The sequence below is a fragment of the Mycobacterium sp. KBS0706 genome (assembly GCF_005938675.2).
Lineage (GTDB): Bacteria > Pseudomonadota > Alphaproteobacteria > DSM-16000 > Inquilinaceae > Inquilinus.
Genome location: NZ_VCCH02000036.1, coordinates 57,737 through 75,442 on the forward strand (window position 1 = coordinate 57,737; position 17,706 = coordinate 75,442).

At 69.4% G+C, this 17,706-nt stretch carries 18 protein-coding genes; 9 read left to right on the plus strand and 9 right to left on the minus strand.

Annotation, left to right across the window (positions count from 1 at the left end):
• Window positions 1-4 precede the first annotated feature (4 nt).
• Window positions 5-562 (plus strand): hypothetical protein, encoded by a 558-nt coding sequence (locus FFK22_RS20165; RefSeq protein ID WP_138890245.1) that lies wholly within the window; start codon window positions 5-7, stop codon window positions 560-562.
• Window positions 559-1,842, plus strand: a complete 1,284-nt coding sequence (locus FFK22_RS20170) for a sensor histidine kinase KdpD (protein WP_138890246.1) — start codon at window positions 559-561, stop codon at window positions 1,840-1,842. Before FFK22_RS20165 ends, FFK22_RS20170 begins: the two co-directional genes overlap by 4 nt.
• On the opposite strand, the gene FFK22_RS20175 is transcribed toward FFK22_RS20170, so the two are convergent.
• The 3 genes from FFK22_RS20175 to FFK22_RS20185 form a co-directional block, all read right to left on the minus strand.
• A complete protein-coding gene (locus FFK22_RS20175; RefSeq protein WP_138890247.1) occupies window positions 1,834-2,397 on the minus strand; it encodes a GNAT family N-acetyltransferase in 564 nt (187 codons plus the stop codon). The genes FFK22_RS20170 and FFK22_RS20175 overlap by 9 nt on opposite strands.
• A gap of 76 nt (window positions 2,398-2,473) precedes the next feature.
• Window positions 2,474-3,568, minus strand: coding sequence for an ABC transporter ATP-binding protein (locus FFK22_RS20180; protein WP_138890248.1), 1,095 nt, complete (start codon window positions 3,566-3,568; stop codon window positions 2,474-2,476).
• Between the two features lie 33 nt (window positions 3,569-3,601).
• Entirely contained in the window at window positions 3,602-4,747 is a 1,146-nt protein-coding gene (locus FFK22_RS20185; protein WP_138890249.1) for a PLP-dependent aspartate aminotransferase family protein, read from the minus strand.
• Window positions 4,748-4,836: 89 nt separating this feature from the next.
• Here FFK22_RS20185 and FFK22_RS20190 point away from each other — a divergent pair, with 89 nt between their 5' ends.
• From FFK22_RS20190 to FFK22_RS20215, 6 genes are all read left to right on the plus strand, one after another.
• Complete coding sequence (locus tag FFK22_RS20190) at window positions 4,837-5,034, plus strand: DUF3553 domain-containing protein (RefSeq protein WP_138890250.1); 198 nt, start codon at window positions 4,837-4,839, stop codon at window positions 5,032-5,034.
• A gap of 214 nt (window positions 5,035-5,248) precedes the next feature.
• Complete coding sequence (locus tag FFK22_RS20195; protein WP_138890251.1) at window positions 5,249-6,313, plus strand: sulfate/molybdate ABC transporter ATP-binding protein; 1,065 nt, start codon at window positions 5,249-5,251, stop codon at window positions 6,311-6,313.
• Window positions 6,314-6,329: 16 nt separating this feature from the next.
• Window positions 6,330-7,325, plus strand: coding sequence for a sulfate ABC transporter substrate-binding protein (locus FFK22_RS20200; RefSeq protein WP_138890252.1), 996 nt, complete (start codon window positions 6,330-6,332; stop codon window positions 7,323-7,325).
• Between the two features lie 13 nt (window positions 7,326-7,338).
• Window positions 7,339-8,193 carry a sulfate ABC transporter permease subunit CysT gene (gene cysT, locus FFK22_RS20205; protein WP_138890253.1) on the plus strand — a complete coding sequence of 285 codons (855 nt, stop codon included), beginning with the start codon at window positions 7,339-7,341 and terminating at the stop codon, window positions 8,191-8,193.
• On the plus strand, window positions 8,177-9,082 hold the full coding sequence (gene cysW, locus FFK22_RS20210; RefSeq protein WP_138890254.1) for a sulfate ABC transporter permease subunit CysW: 906 nt from the start codon (window positions 8,177-8,179) through the stop codon (window positions 9,080-9,082). Before cysT ends, cysW begins: the two co-directional genes overlap by 17 nt.
• A gap of 107 nt (window positions 9,083-9,189) precedes the next feature.
• Window positions 9,190-12,180, plus strand: a complete 2,991-nt coding sequence (locus tag FFK22_RS20215; RefSeq protein ID WP_138890255.1) for a bifunctional YncE family protein/alkaline phosphatase family protein — start codon at window positions 9,190-9,192, stop codon at window positions 12,178-12,180.
• Between the two features lie 30 nt (window positions 12,181-12,210).
• On the opposite strand, the gene FFK22_RS20220 is transcribed toward FFK22_RS20215, so the two are convergent.
• On the minus strand, window positions 12,211-13,047 hold the full coding sequence (locus tag FFK22_RS20220; RefSeq protein ID WP_138890256.1) for an SDR family oxidoreductase: 837 nt from the start codon (window positions 13,045-13,047) through the stop codon (window positions 12,211-12,213).
• 92 nt (window positions 13,048-13,139) lie between these two features.
• Here FFK22_RS20220 and FFK22_RS20225 point away from each other — a divergent pair, with 92 nt between their 5' ends.
• Window positions 13,140-14,033, plus strand: coding sequence for a LysR family transcriptional regulator (locus FFK22_RS20225; protein ID WP_138890257.1), 894 nt, complete (start codon window positions 13,140-13,142; stop codon window positions 14,031-14,033).
• Between the two features lie 5 nt (window positions 14,034-14,038).
• On the opposite strand, the gene FFK22_RS20230 is transcribed toward FFK22_RS20225, so the two are convergent.
• The 5 genes from FFK22_RS20230 to FFK22_RS20250 all read right to left on the minus strand — a co-directional run bounded on the left by FFK22_RS20230 (window position 14,039) and on the right by FFK22_RS20250 (window position 17,675).
• A complete protein-coding gene (locus FFK22_RS20230) occupies window positions 14,039-14,338 on the minus strand; it encodes a putative quinol monooxygenase (RefSeq protein ID WP_138890258.1) in 300 nt (99 codons plus the stop codon).
• Window positions 14,339-14,396: 58 nt separating this feature from the next.
• The gene (locus tag FFK22_RS20235) at window positions 14,397-14,894 is read right to left on the minus strand and encodes a RidA family protein (RefSeq protein ID WP_221938725.1); all 498 of its coding nucleotides are present in this window, start codon (window positions 14,892-14,894) and stop codon (window positions 14,397-14,399) included.
• 27 nt (window positions 14,895-14,921) lie between these two features.
• Entirely contained in the window at window positions 14,922-15,317 is a 396-nt protein-coding gene (locus FFK22_RS20240; protein ID WP_138890259.1) for a cytochrome c, read from the minus strand.
• A gap of 32 nt (window positions 15,318-15,349) precedes the next feature.
• Window positions 15,350-16,948 carry a flavin monoamine oxidase family protein gene (locus FFK22_RS20245; protein WP_138890260.1) on the minus strand — a complete coding sequence of 533 codons (1,599 nt, stop codon included), beginning with the start codon at window positions 16,946-16,948 and terminating at the stop codon, window positions 15,350-15,352.
• Window positions 16,949-17,165: 217 nt separating this feature from the next.
• Window positions 17,166-17,675: an OsmC family protein gene (locus tag FFK22_RS20250; protein ID WP_138890261.1), complete on the minus strand. Its 510-nt coding sequence runs from the start codon at window positions 17,673-17,675 to the stop codon at window positions 17,166-17,168.
• Window positions 17,676-17,706: the final 31 nt, after the last annotated feature.

Below are 17,706 nucleotides of genomic sequence, written 5' to 3' on the forward strand. Positions count from 1 at the left end.
GCTGATGCTCCGCTTCCTCCGCATGGCGCTGACCGCCGCCGCCATGCTGGCCATCGCCGGCGGCGCGGCCGCGGCCCCGCTGGGCTATGAGGACCCCCACATCCTCCGGGTCGAAAGCTCTCCCGGACAGGCCCTCGCCTCCTACACGCCGGAGCAGATCAAGACCGCGTTCCCGCAGCGGGTGATCGAGACCGGCACGCCGTGGAGCGAGGCCGGCGAGACCATTCGCTACCGCGGCCCGGAGCTGAAGGACGTTCTGGCCCGGAGCGGGCTGGGCGAAGCCGCCTCGATCGAGGTCTTCGCCTATGACGACTTCATCACCACCATTCACATGGACGAGATCAAGGACTACGAGCCGATCCTCGCCATCGAACGGGGCTGCTCTGCGGCGGATCACAAGAACGGCCGGTGCGCCGACGGCCAGGAATTCCGTCCGCTCGACCTGGCGGATTCCGGACCCTATTCGATCATCTGGCCACTCGACCAGCTGCCCAAATCCTATACGGCCGGGCGCAATGCGATCTGGGTCTGGTTCGTCGTCGCCCTGCGGCCAGGCTCATGAGCAGGACGCTCAGGCGATGGCTGGACGTCGTGCCCTATCTCGGGCTGGCCGTCGCCATCATGCTGGGATCCTGGTCGTTCATGCGGTCCGAGCACTACCGCGAGGAGACCGATATCCTGCTGATGCAGTCCTACGAGGTGCAGTGGCGGGGCTCGCAGATCCGGGAGAGGTTGGCCAACATCGTCGGGCTGCTGCGCCTGTCGATGGCCACGGGAGACCGTGAAGCGCAGCTGGCGCAGGAGATCGGCCTGCTGCAGTTCAACATGGTGGCGCTGCGCAACCTGCAATATATCGACCATTTCCTCGACCCGCAGGATTTCGCTAGGCTGGACCGCAGCATCCAGACCATCCGGACCAGGATCCTGCCGAATATCAGCGCGGCGGCGAACGACCAGGAGTCGCTGGCCCTGCTGACCGACATCCAGCAGGACATGTTCCAGGTCTCGGGCACCACGGGCGCCCACAGCCGCACGCTGAACGAGACCGCGCATATCGCCGAGAACGCGCTGCGCAACGTGGCGATCTTCGTGCTGGCGCTGTCGGCCGTCATCGTGGTCGGCGTGTTCATCCACCAGCAATCGATGATGGCGCGGCGCAAGGACCAGCAGATCCGCTCCTTCTCGTCGCTGTTCGCGCATATGACACGGTCGCGGGTCGTGGCGCTGGCGCTGTTCATCAAGAGCCTGCGCGACGGCGAGGCCCCCGATCCGGAGATGGTCGCCGCCGCCTCGCGGGCCGCGGCCGAACTGGACAGCATCAACAACGGCCTGGTGAAGATCGCCTATTCGGCGAAGCCGACCCGGACCGTGGCGCTGCAGAGCATCCTCGACGCGCTGTCGCAGGATCACGGCGGGCGGATCCAGTTCGACGTCCCCGAGGAGGCGCGGGCCGCTTTGGTGGCGTCGCCGCAATTCCACCTGATCCTGGACGAGCTGATCCGCAATGCCGAGCAGGCCGTGGCCGCGGCCGGGAAGCCGGACTCGCCGGTCGTGCTGCGCGCCCGGCTGACCCGGCGCTTCCCCCTCGGGCGCCGCCTGGTGCTCGAGGTGATCGACAACGGCCTCGGCATGTCGCGCGCGGTGCGCGCCAAGGCGGCGGAGCCGTTCTTCTCGATGCGGGCCGGCAGCCATGTCGGGCTCGGCCTGACCGGCTGCGCCGAGATGGTCAAGGCGCTGGGCGGCCGCTTCCGGATCGAATCGGCGGAAGGCCGCGGCACCTCGGTGCGGATCCTCTACCCGCTGCGCCGCGAGACCGGGACGACCGGGCCGGCCTCAGCCTGAGAGCTGCCGCGTCCACTCCTCCTGCAGCATGGCGAAGACCAGCTCGTCGCCCCAGACGCCGTTGAACCGGTCGTTCTGGACCAGATGCGCCTCCTGCCGCATGCCGAGGCGCCGGAGGACGTTGACCGAGCCGGTGTTCAGCGCGTCGCAGCGGGCGAAGATGCGGTGGAAGCCGAACCGGCCGAAGCCGAGGCCCAGCATCGCCCGTGCCGCCTCGGTGGCATAGCCGCGGCCGGCCGCTTCCGGCGCGAAGGTGTAGCCCAGCTCGGCCTGCCGGGCCTCGCGGCTGACCCATTTCAGCACCACATCGCCGAGCAGGCCGCGGGTCTCGCGGGCCTCCACCGCCAGCACCAGCTCGTCGCCCTCGCCTTCGAACTGCAGCGTGCCGAACCGCTCCAGCGCCGCCCGCGACTGCTCGGGCGTGCGGGGGTTGCGGTACAGGTAGCGGGCGACCTCCGGCAGGCGGTGATAGCCGTGGAAGGCCTCGAAATCCTCCGGCATGAAGCGGCGGAGGATCAACCTCTCGGTCTCGACCGGTACGACCGGGTCCGGCATGCGGCGTTCCTGGGTGAGTCGGCGGTTGGAATCCGTCCTACAACCGGAAGCCCGAACGCTCAATGGTCTGCGCGGATCAGGCGGTCAGCGCCCGGCAGTCGGCGGCGGCCCAGCCGACCGTCACCGCCTCGCCCGCCGCCAGGGCCGGCCGGCCGTCGGCGTTCGGCAGCTTGAGCACGAAATCGTCGCGGCCCAGCAGCGACAGCCGGGCCCGGGTGTGGTCGCCGTGGAAGATCAGCTCCTCGATCCGGGCCGGGAAGCGGTTCGGCCCCGCCTCGGCGCCGGGCGACAGCCGCACCCGCTCCGGCCGGATCGACAGGGTGGCGCGGGCGCCCTGCCCAGCCGCCCCGACCGGCGTCGCCAGCACCGAGAAACCGCCATCGACCGCGACCGTGCACTGCCCGCCCGCCAGGGCCTCGACCGTCCCGGCCAGCTTGTTGTTCTCGCCGATGAACTGGGCGACGAAGGCGGTCTCCGGCCGGTCGTACAGGTCATCCGGCGGCGCCAGCTGGTCGATCGCACCCTCATGGAACACGGCGATGCGGTCCGACATGGTCAGCGCCTCTCCCTGGTCGTGGGTGACATAGACCACGGTGACGCCGAGCGAGCGGTGCAGGTGCTTGATCTCGAGCTGCATGTGCTCGCGCAGCTGCTTGTCGAGCGCGCCCAGCGGCTCGTCCATCAGCACCAGGCGCGGCTCGAACACCAGGGCGCGGGCCAACGCCACGCGCTGCTGCTGCCCGCCCGAGAGCTGGGCCGGGCGGCGGCCGCCGAAGCCGCCCAGCTTGACCATGTCGAGGGCGCGCTCGACCCGTGCCGCGGCATCCGCGCCGCCGATGCCGCGGACCTTGAGCGGGAAGGCCACGTTCTCGCGCACGGTCATGTGCGGGAACAGGGCGTAGTTCTGGAACACCATGCCGATGTCGCGGCGCCAGGGCGGCAGGGCGTCGATCGCCTTGCCCTCCAGCAGGATGCGGCCCCGCGTGGGCGTCTCGAACCCGGCCAACATCATCAGCGTCGTGGTCTTGCCCGAGCCGGAGGGGCCGAGCAGGGTCAGGAACTCGCCCTGCCGGATGGCGAGGTCGAGGCCCCGCACCACCAGCGTCTCGCCGTCATAGGTCTTGGCCACGTCGACGAATTCGACGAAGGCCCCTGCTTCCCTGTCCGCCATGCCGTCCCTGTTCTTCGTTCGGTTGTGTGCCGTCTATCCGTCCAGCGCCTGCTCCAGATCCGCGATCAGGTCCTCGACCGCCTCGATGCCGACCGACAGGCGCAACAGGTCGTCGGGGACCGTGCCGTCCTCCTTCTCAATCGTGGCGCGGTGCTCGATCAGGCTCTCGACCCCGCCCAGCGAGGTGGCGCGGATGAAGATGCGGACGCGGGAGATCGCACGCAGCGCCGCCTCGCGCCCGCCGGCCAGCCGCAGCGACAGCATGCCGCCGAAGCCGCCCTCCATCTGCCGCGCTGCGATGGCGTGGCCCGAAAAACCCGGCAGGCCGGGGTAGCAGACCTGCGCCACCGCCGGGTGGCCGTCGAAGCGCTCGGCGATGCGCTGGGCGCTGGCGCTGGCGGCGCGCACCCGCACGAAAAGGGTGCGCATGCCGCGCAGCAGCAGCCAGGCCTCGAACGGACCGAGCACCGGGCCGGCCAGGAAGCGGATGCGGCCGATCCGCTGCCACAGCGGACCGTTGGCCGCCGTCACCACCGCGCCGGCGACCACGTCGGAATGGCCGTTCAGGTATTTGGTGGCGGAGTGGACGACGAGATCGGCGCCATGGGCGATCGGCCGACACAGCGCCGGCGAGGCCGAGGTGTTGTCGACCGCCAGCAGCGCCCCGGCCTCATGCGCGATCGCGGCCGCGCCAGCGATGTCGGTGACCGACCAGATCGGGTTGGCCGGGGTCTCGACGAAGACCAGCTTCGTCACCCCCGGCCGGACCGTGGTGCGCAGCGCGTCGAGGTCGCTGGTGTCGACCATCTCGCAGGCCAGGCCCCAGGGGATCAGCAGCTCGCGCAGCAGCTTGCCGGTGCCGAAATACATGTCGCGCGAGCAGACGACGTGATCGCCCGGCGCCAGCGCCTGGAACAGCGCCGCGATCGCCGCCATGCCGGAGGCGAACAGCATCGCCCCGGACCCGCCCTCCAGCCGCGCCAGCAGCGCCTCCGCCTGCAGATAGGTCGGGTTGTCGTCGCGGCTGTAGCCGCGGCCGCCAACCTGGGCGTAGGCGGCGTCGCGGGCATAGGTCGAGGACGGATGGATCGGCGGCACGATCGCGCCGGTATCGCCGCAGAGATAGCCATCGAGGCGGGCGGCGATGGTTTCAGGACGGCAGGGCGGCCGATCGACCATGGGAACTCCGATTGCCTTCCGGGTGTAACCCCGCTGACGCAACCCTGCAATCCATGGCAACGTGGCCGGGAGGCCGCGGGAGCTTGTTCATGAGTTTCGAGAACGGATTCGGGATCGATCTGGGGCTGGCGCCCGGCATGTGGGTGCGGCATCCGGACCAGCCCGACTGGGGTCCCGGCCAGGTGCAGTCGGTGATCGGGAATCGGATCACGGTGAACTTCGAAAACCGCGGCAAGGTGCTGATCGACGGCTCGGTGATCCAATTGGAGCCGGCAGAGGAGGCGTAGCCTCCCCATCCCTCCTTGTCATGCCCGGGATTTGACCCGGACATCCAGAGAGACCGTCGACACCCACTGAATTGCCGGGTCAAGCCCGGCAATGTCAATATTCTGTTGTTCAATTGTTGCGCCATCCATGCGGTGCCGGATTTTCCGCTGGCGCACTTTCTACGCTCCGGTATGATGGAAGCCCTTTATTTACACTAAAATGCAGGCAAAATCGATGCGCGTGGAGCTTCGTGGGATCGAGAAGCGGTTTCAGGAGTTCACCGCGCTGTCGGGGATCGGCCTCGACATCGAGGCGGGGCATCTCTGCGCCCTGCTCGGCCCGTCCGGCTCGGGCAAGACCACGCTGCTGCGCATCATCGCCGGGCTGGAGCATGCCGATGCCGGCAGCTTGCGGATCGGCGGCACAGACATGTCGGCGGTCGATGTCCGCGACCGCCAGGTCGGCTTCGTGTTCCAGCACTACGCCCTGTTCCGGCACATGAGCGTGCTGGATAACATCGGCTTCGGCCTGAAGGTGCGGCCGCGCCAGACCCGGCCGGAGGCGGAGGCGATCCGCGCCCGCGCCAAGGAACTGCTGGCCCTGGTGCAGCTGGAGAAATTCGGCGACCGCTACCCCGACCAGCTGTCCGGCGGCCAGCGCCAGCGCGTGGCCCTGGCCCGGGCCCTGGCGATCGAGCCGCGCATCCTGCTGCTGGACGAGCCTTTCGGCGCGCTCGACGCCCGGGTGCGCAAGGACCTGCGGCGCTGGCTGCGCGAGCTGCACCAGACGCTGAAGCTGACCACCGTCTTCGTCACCCATGACCAGGAGGAGGCGCTGGAGCTGGCCGACCAGGTGGTGGTGATGGATCACGGCAAGGTCGAGCAGATCGGCAGCCCGGCCGAGGTCTATGAGCGGCCGGCGACGCCCTTCGTCTACGAGTTCCTGGGCCAGGCCGTGCGCCTGCCGTGCCGCATCGGTCCCGACCGGGTCGATGTCGAGGGTGCGGTGCTGCCGCGGCCGGCGGGCTATGCCGGGCCGGACGGCGCCGGTGAGATCTTCGTCCGCCCGCACGATTTGGTGCCGCAGGACGGTGCCGCGGACGCCTTCCCGATCGCGATCCGCAGCGTCAGCGTCGTCGGCCCGCTGGTGCGGGTCGAGGCGGTGACCCAGCACGGCGCCATCCCGCTCGACCTGGAGTGGCACCGGCGCCAGTTGGCCGCCCGGCTGCCCGCCGCGGGCGAGACCCTGCAGGTCGGCGCCAGCCATTTCGGCCTGTTCCCGGCACGCCAGGCCGCCTGAGCATTCGGAGATTTCGATGAAGCGATCCTTCCTGGCGCTGGCCGTCGCGGCCGGCCTGTTCGGTGGTGCGGCCACGGCGCAGGCCCAGACCACCATCCTCAACGCCTCCTTCGATGTCGGCCGAGAGCTCTATGTCGACATCAACCCGGCGTTCCAGACCTATTGGAAGGGCAAGTCCGGCCAGGATGTGACGGTCGAGCAGTCGCATGCCGGCACCTCGAAGCAGGCGCGGTCGATCCTGGAGGGGCTGCAGGCCGATGTCGTCACCTTCAACCAGGCGACCGACATCACGGCGCTGGAGAAGGGCGGCGCGGTCAAGCCGGGCTGGCAATCGGCCTTCCCGAACGGCGCCTCGCCCTATTACTCCTTCCCCGCCTTCCTGGTGCGCCAGGGCAACCCGAAGGGGATCAAGGACTGGGGCGACCTGGCGCGCGACGACGTGCAGATCGTCTTCCCCAACCCGAAGACCTCCGGCAATGCCCGCTACACCTATCTGGCCGCCTATGCCTGGGCGCTGAAGGCCAATGGCGGCGACCAGGAGAAGGCCAAAGCCTTCGTCAAGACCGTGCTGTCGCATGTGCCGGTGTTCGACACCGGCGGGCGCGGCGCCACCACCACCTTCGTCGAGCGCGAGACCGGCGACGTGCTGATCACCTTCGAGGCCGAGACCCGCGGCATCCAGAAGGAATATGGCGACCGCGGCTTCGAGGTGGTGGTGCCACCGAGCAGCCTGAAGGCGGATTTCCCGGTGGCGGTGGTCGACAAGGTCGCCGATGCCCGCGGCACGGCCGAGCTGGCCAAGGGCTATCTCGACTTCCTGTACCAGCCGGCGGCCCAGGAGATCCTGGCGGAGCATTTCTACCGCCCGACCCTGACCGAGGTCGCGGCCAAGCATCAGTTCCCGGTCGTGACGCTGGCCACGGTCGACGAGGTGTTCGGCGGCTGGGACAAGGTGAATGCCGAGCATTTCGCCTCCGGCGGCATCCTCGACACCGTCTTCGTGAACCAGTGAGCCGGGACGCCCGATGACCAGCGTCGCCCTCGCCGCCCCCCGTCCCGCCCGGCGCCGGGTGCTGCCCGGATTCCGGCTGACGCTGGGCTGCACGCTGGTCTACCTCGTGCTGATCGTGCTGCTGCCGCTGGGCGCCCTGGCGCTGAAGGCGGCCAGCCTGACGCCGGCCCAGTTCCTGGCCATCGTCACCTCGCCGCGCGCCCTCGCCAGCTACGAGGTCACGCTGGGCATGGCGCTGGCGGCGACTGTGTTCAACGGCGTGGTCGGGCTGCTGCTGGCCTGGGTGCTGGTGCGCTACCGCTTCCCGGGACGACGGCTGCTCGACGCCATCGTCGACCTTCCCTTCGCCCTGCCGACCGCGGTGGCGGGCATCGCCCTGACCGCGCTGTTCGCCAAGAACGGCTGGTTCGGCGCGCCGCTGGCGGCGATCGGCATCCCGGTCGCCTACACCCCGCTGGGTATCGCCGTGGCGATGGCCTTCACCAGCCTGCCCTTCGTGGTGCGCAGCGTGCAGCCGGTGCTGGAGGACCTGGATGCGGGCGTCGAGGAGGCGGCCCGGACGCTTGGCGCCGGCGACTGGTCGACCCTGCGCCATGTGGTGTGGCCGGCGATCCTGCCCGCCTTCCTGGCCGGCTGCAGCCTGGCCTTCGCCCGCTCACTCGGCGAGTTCGGCGCCGTCATCTTCATCGCCGGCAACCGGCCGATGCAGACCGAGATCGCGGCGCTGCTGGTGTTCATCCGGCTCGAGGAATACGACTACGCCGCCGCCGCCGCCCTGGCGCTGACCATCCTGGCCGCCGCCTTCCTGCTGCTGCTCGCCACCAACATCCTCCAGGCCCGGTTCCTGCGTCATGTCGATCGCCGTTGACCGCGACCCGGCCGTGGTGCCCGCGACCGCTGCCAGCGCCGCGGCCGCCCGGCGGCGGTCGCCCCGCATCGGCGAAGGCCGCTGGACCCGGCGCATCCTGATCGGCCTCGCCTTGCTGGCCGCGGCCCTGGTGCTGGTGGCGCCGATCGCGGTGATCTTCGCCCAGGCCTTCTCCGCCGGGCTGGCGGTCTTCGCCCGCAACATCGGCGAGCGCGAGACGCTGCACGCGATCGGGCTGACCGTGACCACGGCGCTGATCGTGGTGCCGGTCAACACCGTGTTCGGCGTCATGGCGGCCTGGGTGATCGCCAAGTTTCAGTTCCGCGGCCGGCGCCTGCTGACCACGCTGGTCGAGATCCCGTTCTCGGTGTCGCCGATCGTCGCCGGCGTCGTGTACCTGTTCCTGTACGGCGCCAACGGCCTGTTCGGCCTCTGGCTGCAGGACCACGGCATCCGCCTGATGTTCACCCCCGTGGCGATCGTGCTGGTCAGCCTGTTCGTGACCTCGCCCTATGTGGCACGCGAGCTGATCCCGCTGATGCAGGCGCAGGGGCGCGACGAGGAGGAGGCCGCGGCGACGCTGGGCGCCAATGGCTGGCAGACCTTCTTCCGCGTCACCCTGCCGAACATCAAATGGGCGCTGCTGTACGGCGTGGTGCTGTGCAACGCCCGGGTGATGGGCGAGTTCGGCGCCGTCTCGGTCGTCTCCGGCCATATCCGCGGCCAGACCAACACGCTGCCGCTGCAGATCGAGCTGCTCTACAACGACTACAATGCCGTCGGCGCCTTCGCCGCCGCCTCGACCCTGGCGCTGCTGGCCTTGGTGACCTTGGCGGCCAAGGCGCTGGTCGAACGCCACAGCCGCCATACGGGCCGCCCGGGGCACTGACGAGTCGGCTGCTTCGGGCGTCGGATCGCCGCAGATCGGCTGCCGTCACCATTGTGTCAACCATCCGGCCTAGTCTGGCTCCGCCGCAACGATCAACGGAGCCCAGCATGGCATCGCCCTCCCTTGCCCTGTCGGTGGCCGCACTCGGCCTTATCTGCGGGGCGCTGACGCCGGCGCTCGCCCAGGACGCCCCCCCTTCAGGGATGACGCCGCTGGTCGGCGAGCTGCTGCCGACCGGCCAGCGCCTGACCCCGCAGGCGATGCCCGGGTCGAAGCTGGACTCGCTCAACCCCAATCTCCCCGGCCTGCCCGACTTCACGGCCGGACAGGCCTCGGCAATGGCGCTGTCGCCCGACGGCACGACGCTGCTGGTGCTGACCTCGGGCTACAACCGCAATGTCGGCCCGGACGGCAAGCCCATCCCCGAGCTCTCGACCGAATATGTGTTCGTCTACGACGTGTCGGGCCCGCTGCCGGTCAAGCGGCAGGTGGTGCAGGTGCCCAACACCTTCCTCGGGATCGCCTGGGCGCCGGACGGCAGCCGGTTCTTCGTCTCCGGCGGCGTCGACGACGTGGTCTATGACTACATGTTCAGCCAGGGCAAATTCGGGCTCGCCGGCACCATCGCGCTCGGCCACAAGGCCGGAATCGGCGTCGACGGCACCAAGCCGGAGGCGGCGGGCCTTGCCGTCTCGCCGGACGGCAAGCGGCTGCTGGTCGCCAACTACCAGAACGAATCGGTCAGCCTGATCGACACCGCCGGCCACAAGGTGGTGGCCGAGGCCGACCTGCGCCCCGGCGTGATCGACCCCGCCAAGTCGGGCCGGCCCGGCGGCACCTACCCGAACCTGGTGGCCTTCGTCTCCGACGGGAAGGCCTATGCCGCCAGCCAGCGGGACCGCGAGCTGATCGCCCTCGAGGTCGGCCCGACCGGCATTGCGATCACCGGCCGGCAGAGCGTCGACGGCCAGCCCTCGGCGATCATCCTCAACCGGCAGCGCAGCCGGGCCTATGTCGCGCTCGACAACACCGACCGGGTGGTCAGCGTCGACACCGGGACCGACAAAGTGATCGAGGAGATTCCGGCGACCGCGCCGGCCGAGGTATGGCTCAACCCCGAAGGGCTGTACGGCGCCAACACCAACGGCCTGGCGCTGTCCGGAGACGGGCTGACGCTGATCGCCACCAATGGCGGGATCAACGCCGCCGCGGTGATCGAACTCGGCGAAGGCTCGCTCGACCCGGAGACCGCCGAGACGGCCAAGGACGCCAGGGCCAAGCTGGACGACGACGGCGACGAGGTCGAGGAAGAGGGCAAGCTGCCCGAAGCGTCCCGCGTCATCGGCCTGCTGCCGACGGGGTGGTATCCGACCTCGGTCGCGGTGCGCCCCGACGATGCGCGGATTTACATCGCCAACGGCAAGTCCAACGCCGGCCCCAACCCGCTGGCCTGCCGCAACACGCTCGCCCCCGAGAAGGCGGCGCTCAATCCCTGCAAGCAGGCCGACCAGTATGTCTGGCAGCTCGAGAAGGCCGGGCTGCTGACGCTGCCCACGCCCAAGCCGCGCCAGCTTGCCGAGATGACCTGGCAGGTCGCGGTCAACAACAACTTCCCGAGCGTCGCCGGCCATGGCAGCCGGTCCGAGACGATGGCGTTCGTCCGCAGCAGGATCGACCATGTGATCTATGTCGTGAAGGAGAACCGCACCTATGACCAGGTGCTGGGCGATCTCCCTGTCGGCAACGGTGACCCCAGCCTGACCCTGCTGCCGCAGCCGATCACGCCGAACCACCATGCGCTGGCGCTCGACTTCGTCACGCTCGACAATTTCCGCGACAGCGGCGAGTCCAGCAACACCGGCTGGAACTGGACGACCGCGGCCCGCACCACCGACTTCACCGAGCGCACCGCGCCGGTCAACTATGCCGGGCGCGGCCTGCAATATGACTGGGAAGGGCTCAATCGCGGCGTCAATGTCGGCCTGGCCGGGCAGGACGAGCGCGAGGAGGCCAACCCGGCGACGCCGCACGATCCCAATGTCCTGGCGGGCACGGCCGATGTCGCCGCGCCCGACGCGCAGGAGGCTGCCGATGCCGGCGAGGCTGGCACCGGCTATCTGTGGGATGCGGCGCTGCGCGCCGGGCTGACCGTCCGCAACTACGGCTTCTACAGCGACGGCTCGCGCTACGAGCCCACCCATCCCAACGCCCTTTCGGCCGAGCTGCGCGATCCGTTCGGCTCGCAGACCCAGGTGTTCTTCCCCGATAAGCCGTCGCTGGCGCCGCACAGCGACCTCTATTTCCGCGGCTACGACCAGAAATTCCCGGACGCCTACCGGGTGGACGAGTGGGAGCGCGAATTCGATGGCTTCGTCCAGTCGGGCAAGCTGCCGAACCTGACGCTGCTGCGCGTCTCGCACGACCATTTCGGCGACTTCGACAAGGCGGTCGACGGGGTCAATACGGTCGAGACCCAGATGGCGGACAACGACTATGCCGTCGGCCGCATCGTCGCCAAGGTGGCGGCCAGCCCGTTCGCCAGATCGACCCTGATCTTCGTCATCGAGGACGATGCCCAGGACGGCGCCGACCATGTCGACGCCCACCGCTCGATCGCGCTGATCGCCGGGCCCTATGTCCGCCGCCATGCGGTCGTGTCGGAGCACTACACCACCGTCAGCCTGCTGAAGACGATCGAGGCCGTGCTCGGCCTGCCCGCGCTGGGGCTCAATGACGGGCTGGCCGAGCCGATGGCCGAGGTGTTCGACACGCATGCCGCCGACTGGACCTATCAGGCCGTCGTGCCGGAGGTGCTGCGCAGCACCAGGCTGCCGCTGCCGCCGCGCGGCCCGCAGAAGGCCGATGCCGGCGACTGCTTCACGCAACCGGCGCGGACCGCCGCCTATTGGCAGGAGGCGATGAAAGGCCAGGATTTTGAGGAGGAAGACCACCTCGACACGGCCCGCTTCAACGCCGCTCTCTGGCATGGCTTCAAGGGCGACGGCGCGCCGCTGCCCGGCCGCAGCGGCGCTGATCTCTCGAAGGGTCGCGAGACGCTGCTGGCCACCTTCCGCCGGGAGAATGGTTGCCGCGAATGATCGACGGCGGGCCGTCCGGCAGGGCGGCCCTCAGCCGATCCGGGGCGTCACCTGCCCGCGCATGAAGGCCATGTACTCAGCCTCCGAGGTCTCGCGCCGGGCGCGGACCAGCGGCTTGATGTCCTCGGTGGCGACATAGCGCAGCTGGCCGGTACCGTCGGTGGCGGCGGTGAAGATCACCTCCGCCACCTCCTCGCTGGTGGCGTCGGCGCGCGCCGCCCGCAGTCCGGCGAAGACCGCCATCGCGCCCTCCAGGAAGGGCCGGTAGTCCGGCAGTTCGACCGACTGGCCGGCCTCCGCGGCGCTACGCTGGCCGAAGCTGGTCTTGGTGACGCCGCCCGGCTCGACGATCTTCACCGCGATGCCCAGCGACGCCAGCTCGTAGGACAGCGCCTCGGAGAAGCCCTCCAGCGCGAATTTCGAGGCACAATACAGCGAGATCATCGGCAGGGTGAAGACGCCGGCGCCGGAGCTGATGTTGACGATCGTGCCGGACCGGTTGGCCCGGAAATGCGGCAGTAGGGCGCGGGTCACGTCCATCACGCCGAAGACATTGACGTCGAACTGCTCCTGGATCTTGTCGCGCGGCGCGGCCTCGAACACGCCGAACAGGCCGAAGCCGGCATTGTTGACCAGCACGTCGATGCGGCCGAACCGGGCGATCGCCGCGGCCACCGCGGCGTCGATGCTGGCCGGGTCCTGCACGTCCAGCCGGGTGACCAGGACGTTGTCGAGCGCAGCCAGGCCGGCGCCCGCCTCGGGCCGGCGCATGGTTGCCACGACGTTCCAGCCGCGCGAGGCGAACAGGCGGGCCGTGGCCTCGCCGAATCCGGTGGAACAGCCGGTGATGAGAACGGTGCGGGTCATCGAGGTCTCCTGGGTGAGCCTCCGATATGCCCCCGCCCCTCTATTGTGATAATCCGTTCAATCCCGGATGAGTTGATGAAGGCAGCCGGATAATGGCCGATCTCGCTCTGACCGAGTTGACCGCGCTGGGCGCGGTGGCGGCCCATCGCAGCTTCCGTGCCGCGGCGGCGGAGCTGGGGCTGTCGCCCTCCTCGCTCAGTCACATGGTCGCCAGCCTCGAGCGGCGGCTGGGCGTTCGCCTGTTCAACCGCACCACCCGCAGCGTCGCGGTGACCGAGGCGGGCGAGCAGTTCCTGGCCCGGATCCAGCCGGCGCTGCGCGAGATCGCCGAGGCGGTGGAGACGGTGAACCGGTTCCGCGACACCCCGGCCGGGCTGCTGCGGCTGAACAGCTCCGAAGGCGGGTCGGTGCGCATCCTGCCGATCGTGCTGGACTTCATGGCCGCCTATCCGGAGATGCGGGTCGACCTGGTCAGCGAGGGGCGGATGATCGACATCGTCGCCGCCGGCTTCGACGCCGGCATCCGCCTGGCCGAGGCCGTGCCGCAGGACATGGTCTCGGTGCCGCTGGGCATCGACGAGGCGATGATCGTGGTCGGCGCGCCACGCTACCTCGCGGCGCGTGGCGTGCCGCAGGCGCCGGCCGACCTGTTCGGCCATGACTGCATCCGCGCCCGCCTGCCGAGCGGCGCGATCCTGCGCTGGGAGTTCGAGCACCAGGGTGAGGAAATCCGGATCGACCCGCCCGGCCGGCTGACCCTGGGCAGCCCGGAACTGAGCCAGCAGGCGGCGCTGGCCGGCGCCGGCCTCGCTTTCGTCAGCGGCCGGACCGCAGCGGCAGAGCTCAAGTCAGGCCGGCTGCGACAGGTGCTACAGGACTGGACCCCGTCCTTTCCCGGCCTGAGCCTGTACTACCCGCGCCAGCGCCTACCCTCGGCCGGGTTGCGAGCCTTCATCGACCATTTCCAGAAGGCCCGCCGCCGGTGACCCCGTCAGGCCGGCGTCAGGACGTGGATGGACCGGCCGGCGATGAGGTCCCTGGCGCGCTCGCCATAGGCCTTCATGTGCGGGGCGACGGAATGCGCCTTCAGCGCCTCCGGGCTCTCCCACTTCTCGACCACCACGAAGGTGTCGTCGCCGAAGCGGTCCGGGCTGCCCTCGGCATCCACCGCGGGGCCGTATTCGATGCAGCCCTGCTCGGCATGGACCTCGGGGATGATCTTCCGGAATTCCTCCAGCAGGGCGGCGCGCTTCCCCGGCTTGGCGGTGATCAGGGCGATGACATGGATCACGTCGAGACTCCGTGGTTTTGTCCGATCTTATCGCCCTGATCCGCCGGACCGCCACCCCCTACGGCCGCACCGCCGTGACCTCGATCTCGACCAGGTAGCCCGGATTGACCAGGGCGGCGACCTGCATGGCCGAGCGGGCCGGCAGGTTCGGCTGCTCCGCCGTGCCGTAGAACTGGCGGTAGCCCTCCATGAAACCGGCAAAGTCCATCTTGCCGTCCTTGGCCGGGTCGCCGACCAGGAACACCTGCATCTTCACCACGTCGCCGAGGCCGAGGCCGAGATCCTTCAGGGTCTTCTCGATTGATGTCAGCACCGCGACCGTCTGGGCCTTGGTGTCGCCATAGGCGGCGACGGAGTTCTTGGCCGCGTTGGCATCGGCCACCGGCGGCACCGCGCCGCTGACATAGACCGTGGTCTTGCCGGCCGGGATCTCGACCGCCCGGGCGATCGGGAAGTCGGAGTTCGGGATCTTGTGGCGGATCACGTCCTGCGCCGCGGCCGGGCCAGCCACCAGCAGCGCCAGGCCGATCGCGGCCGTCATCGTCGTCTTGGTCACGGGTCTTTCCCCCTTCAAGCGGGCAGGTCAGTTGCGGGCGTCGGCGACGTCCTGGGCGGTCACCGGGTCGGCATAGGCATTGCCGAAATTCGTGCGCAGGTAGTTCACCACCGCGGCCACCTGATCGTCGGTCATCATCTTGCCGACCGGCGGCATGCCCTTCAGGCCATGGACCACGACATGGACCGGATAGGCCCCGGTCTCGAGATTAGTGTTCCTGGCCAGGGCCGGGTAATGCCCGGCGCCGGCTGCGCCCTGCCCCGCCGGCATGTGGCAGGCCTGGCAGACACTGGCGAACAGTGCGGCGCCGTCGGCCTCGGCGAAGGACGACGCCGGGCTGAGCATCGGGGCGTCCTGGGCGCCCGCGGCCGCGGGCAGCAGCAGGAGGATCGCGGCCAGCCGGGCCGCGGAACGAAGAGCCATGGCGGAGATCCCCTGGGATGGGCTGAAGGCGGTCATGCGGCGATCACCCGATGGTGCAGCCGCTCGATCGCGTTCAGCGCCGAGAGGATCGCCCCTTCCTGCCAGGCCGGGATGTAGGAGGCGTGCTCGCCGGCCAGCACGATGCGGCCATCGATCTGGCAGAGGTTGTCGTAGTGCCGGGCCCGCGCCTCGTCGGTCCAATCGCCGGCGCAGCCCAGGGTGAAGGGCACCCGGTGCCAGGCCACGGAGATGCCGGTCTCGAACTCCGCCGCATATTGCGGGTGAATCTGCCGGCCGTATTCGACCGCGCGGCGCACCCGTTCGGCCGGGTCCATGGCGGTGAATTCGTAGGAGTTCGGGCCGTTCCAGCTGTAGGCGCCGAGCAGCACGCCCTTGCCGCCGAGGTTGTAGCCGGTGCTGGGATAGGAGATCTGGCGGATCGGCAGGTCGGTGTAGCTGATGCCGCCGTAGATCGCCTCGTCCTCCTCCCAGAAGCGGCGCTTGAACTGCAGCCCGACCTTGACCGAGGAGGCATAGGGCACCGCCTCGATCGCCGCCTGCAGCTTCGGCCCGACATCGATCGGGATCTGGCTGAGCACGGTCAGCGGGATGGTGCAGACGCACCAGTCGGCCTTGGCCTGCAGCGGGCTGCCCGGGCTCTTGGTGTCTTCATACGTCACGGTGACCCCGGCCTCGCCCTGCGCGATCCGGGTGACCTTGGAATTGTACCGGATCAGGCCGCCGAGTTGCGCGGCGAAGGCCTTGCCGATCATGTCCATGCCGCCGACCGGCTGGAACATGGTGGTCTGGAACTCGTAGAGGGCGAAGCTCTGCAGGCTGCGCCACAGCCGCGACGACAGGATCTCGGACAGGCCGAGCGGCTCGCCCGGCACCGGCTCGGCGCCCAGCCCGCCGCCGGCATCCTTGCTGAAGCCCCGGAACTCCGACGCGATCTCACCCGCCTTGTAGCCGTAGTCCTTGTCCAGGGCGCCCCAGGATTTCAGCGCCTGCAGCAGGATCTCGCGATCCTCCTTGGACACCGCCTCGTCCAGCTTGCCCTGCTGCGTCGCCTTGGCCAGCAGCTCGGAGACATGGCCCTGGAAATCGGTCTTGATCTCGCGGATGCGCTGCGGCTTGCCGCCGAAGCCCTTGGTGTTGTGCAGGAAGGCGTTGTGGTTGAGCTGCTGGAACGGCTCCAGCGCCACGCCCAGGCGGCGGCAATAGGCCAGCACGCCGTGATGGTGGTACGGGATGCGCCAGGGACCGGGGTTGATGTACAGCCCCTGGTCGAAGCCGCAGGTCTGGGTGGCGCCGCCCAGCTCGGTGAAGCGGTCGCCGCCGCGCAGCGTCCAGTTGCGCCCGCCCGGCCGGTCGTTGAACTCCAGCACCTGGACCGAATAGCCGGCCTGGCGCAGCTCCAGCGCCGCGGTCATCCCGGCCAGGCCGGCGCCGAGCACCAGCACCGAGGCGCCCTTCGGGTCGCCGCTGAGATCGACCGGCCCCTTGTAGCCGGACTCCGCCGCCAGGCCGAGGCTGGTCATCGCCTGGTACATGGCGGCGCCGCCCGCCGTCATCCCGATCAGCGACAGCAGGCCGCGACGGCTGACGCCGTCCCCCTGTTCCTCTTCCATCGATTCTTGCCCCTTCGACAGTCGCGGCGGAGTAATCCGGCCGCGGATGACGACAGCAGCAAGAAGGATGCCAGAATAGGAAAGCCCCGTCTCCGGCGCTTTCGGATCCGATCAGATTCCCATCCGGTGCCAAAGTAAAAGGCACCGGATCAGGCAAATATTAGGCAGCCGTCAACCGAAGGATTCAGCGTGAATTTTCGTCAAAACAGCCAAGGATTCAAGCATTCACCAGATCGACGGCGAAGTCGGCCGGCTGGCGCAGCGTCTGGTAGACGACGCAGTAGCGCTCGGTCAGCTTCAGCAGGGTGGCGCGCTGCTCCTCGGTCAGGTCGCCCTCGACCGCGAAATTCAGCCGGATGGCGCGGAAGCCGACCGGGGCGTCCTTCGCCACCCCCAGCGTGCCTCGGAAGTCGAGGTCCCCCTCGGCCGAGACGGTGCCGCCGGTGATCGGCAGGTTGAGCGCCGTCGCCACCGCCTTCAGCGTCACGCCGGCGCAGGCCACCAGCGCCTCCAGCAGCATGTCGCCAGAGCACAGCGACAGGCCGTCGCCGCCGGTCGCCGGGTGCAGCCCGGCCTCGGCCAAAGCGCGGCCGGTCTCGACCTTGCAGGTCACCCCTTCCTCGCCCAGCCGCCCCTTGGCGCGCAGGGTGATCAGTGCCGACTCCGGCGCCTCGCGATACTGGTCCTTCAGCGGCGCCTGCAGGGCGCGCAGCGAATCCGCATCCATGGTGGTCTCTCAGATCGTGACGGGCACGGCC

Excerpts from the sequence above, each read along its gene's own strand:
- FFK22_RS20165 (WP_138890245.1), top strand. The coding sequence starts at position 5 with ATGCTCCGCTTCCTCCGCATGGCGCTGACCGCCGCCGCCATGCTGGCC.
- FFK22_RS20170 (WP_138890246.1), top strand. The coding sequence starts at position 559 with ATGAGCAGGACGCTCAGGCGATGGCTGGACGTCGTGCCCTATCTCGGG.
- FFK22_RS20175 (WP_138890247.1), bottom strand. The coding sequence starts at position 2,397 with ATGCCGGACCCGGTCGTACCGGTCGAGACCGAGAGGTTGATCCTCCGC.
- FFK22_RS20180 (WP_138890248.1), bottom strand. The coding sequence starts at position 3,568 with ATGGCGGACAGGGAAGCAGGGGCCTTCGTCGAATTCGTCGACGTGGCC.
- FFK22_RS20185 (WP_138890249.1), bottom strand. The coding sequence starts at position 4,747 with ATGGTCGATCGGCCGCCCTGCCGTCCTGAAACCATCGCCGCCCGCCTC.
- FFK22_RS20190 (WP_138890250.1), top strand. The coding sequence starts at position 4,837 with ATGAGTTTCGAGAACGGATTCGGGATCGATCTGGGGCTGGCGCCCGGC.
- FFK22_RS20195 (WP_138890251.1), top strand. The coding sequence starts at position 5,249 with ATGCGCGTGGAGCTTCGTGGGATCGAGAAGCGGTTTCAGGAGTTCACC.
- FFK22_RS20200 (WP_138890252.1), top strand. The coding sequence starts at position 6,330 with ATGAAGCGATCCTTCCTGGCGCTGGCCGTCGCGGCCGGCCTGTTCGGT.
- cysT (WP_138890253.1), top strand. The coding sequence starts at position 7,339 with ATGACCAGCGTCGCCCTCGCCGCCCCCCGTCCCGCCCGGCGCCGGGTG.
- cysW (WP_138890254.1), top strand. The coding sequence starts at position 8,177 with ATGTCGATCGCCGTTGACCGCGACCCGGCCGTGGTGCCCGCGACCGCT.
- FFK22_RS20215 (WP_138890255.1), top strand. The coding sequence starts at position 9,190 with ATGGCATCGCCCTCCCTTGCCCTGTCGGTGGCCGCACTCGGCCTTATC.
- FFK22_RS20220 (WP_138890256.1), bottom strand. The coding sequence starts at position 13,047 with ATGACCCGCACCGTTCTCATCACCGGCTGTTCCACCGGATTCGGCGAG.
- FFK22_RS20225 (WP_138890257.1), top strand. The coding sequence starts at position 13,140 with ATGGCCGATCTCGCTCTGACCGAGTTGACCGCGCTGGGCGCGGTGGCG.
- FFK22_RS20240 (WP_138890259.1), bottom strand. The coding sequence starts at position 15,317 with ATGGCTCTTCGTTCCGCGGCCCGGCTGGCCGCGATCCTCCTGCTGCTG.
- FFK22_RS20245 (WP_138890260.1), bottom strand. The coding sequence starts at position 16,948 with ATGGAAGAGGAACAGGGGGACGGCGTCAGCCGTCGCGGCCTGCTGTCG.
- FFK22_RS20250 (WP_138890261.1), bottom strand. The coding sequence starts at position 17,675 with ATGGATGCGGATTCGCTGCGCGCCCTGCAGGCGCCGCTGAAGGACCAG.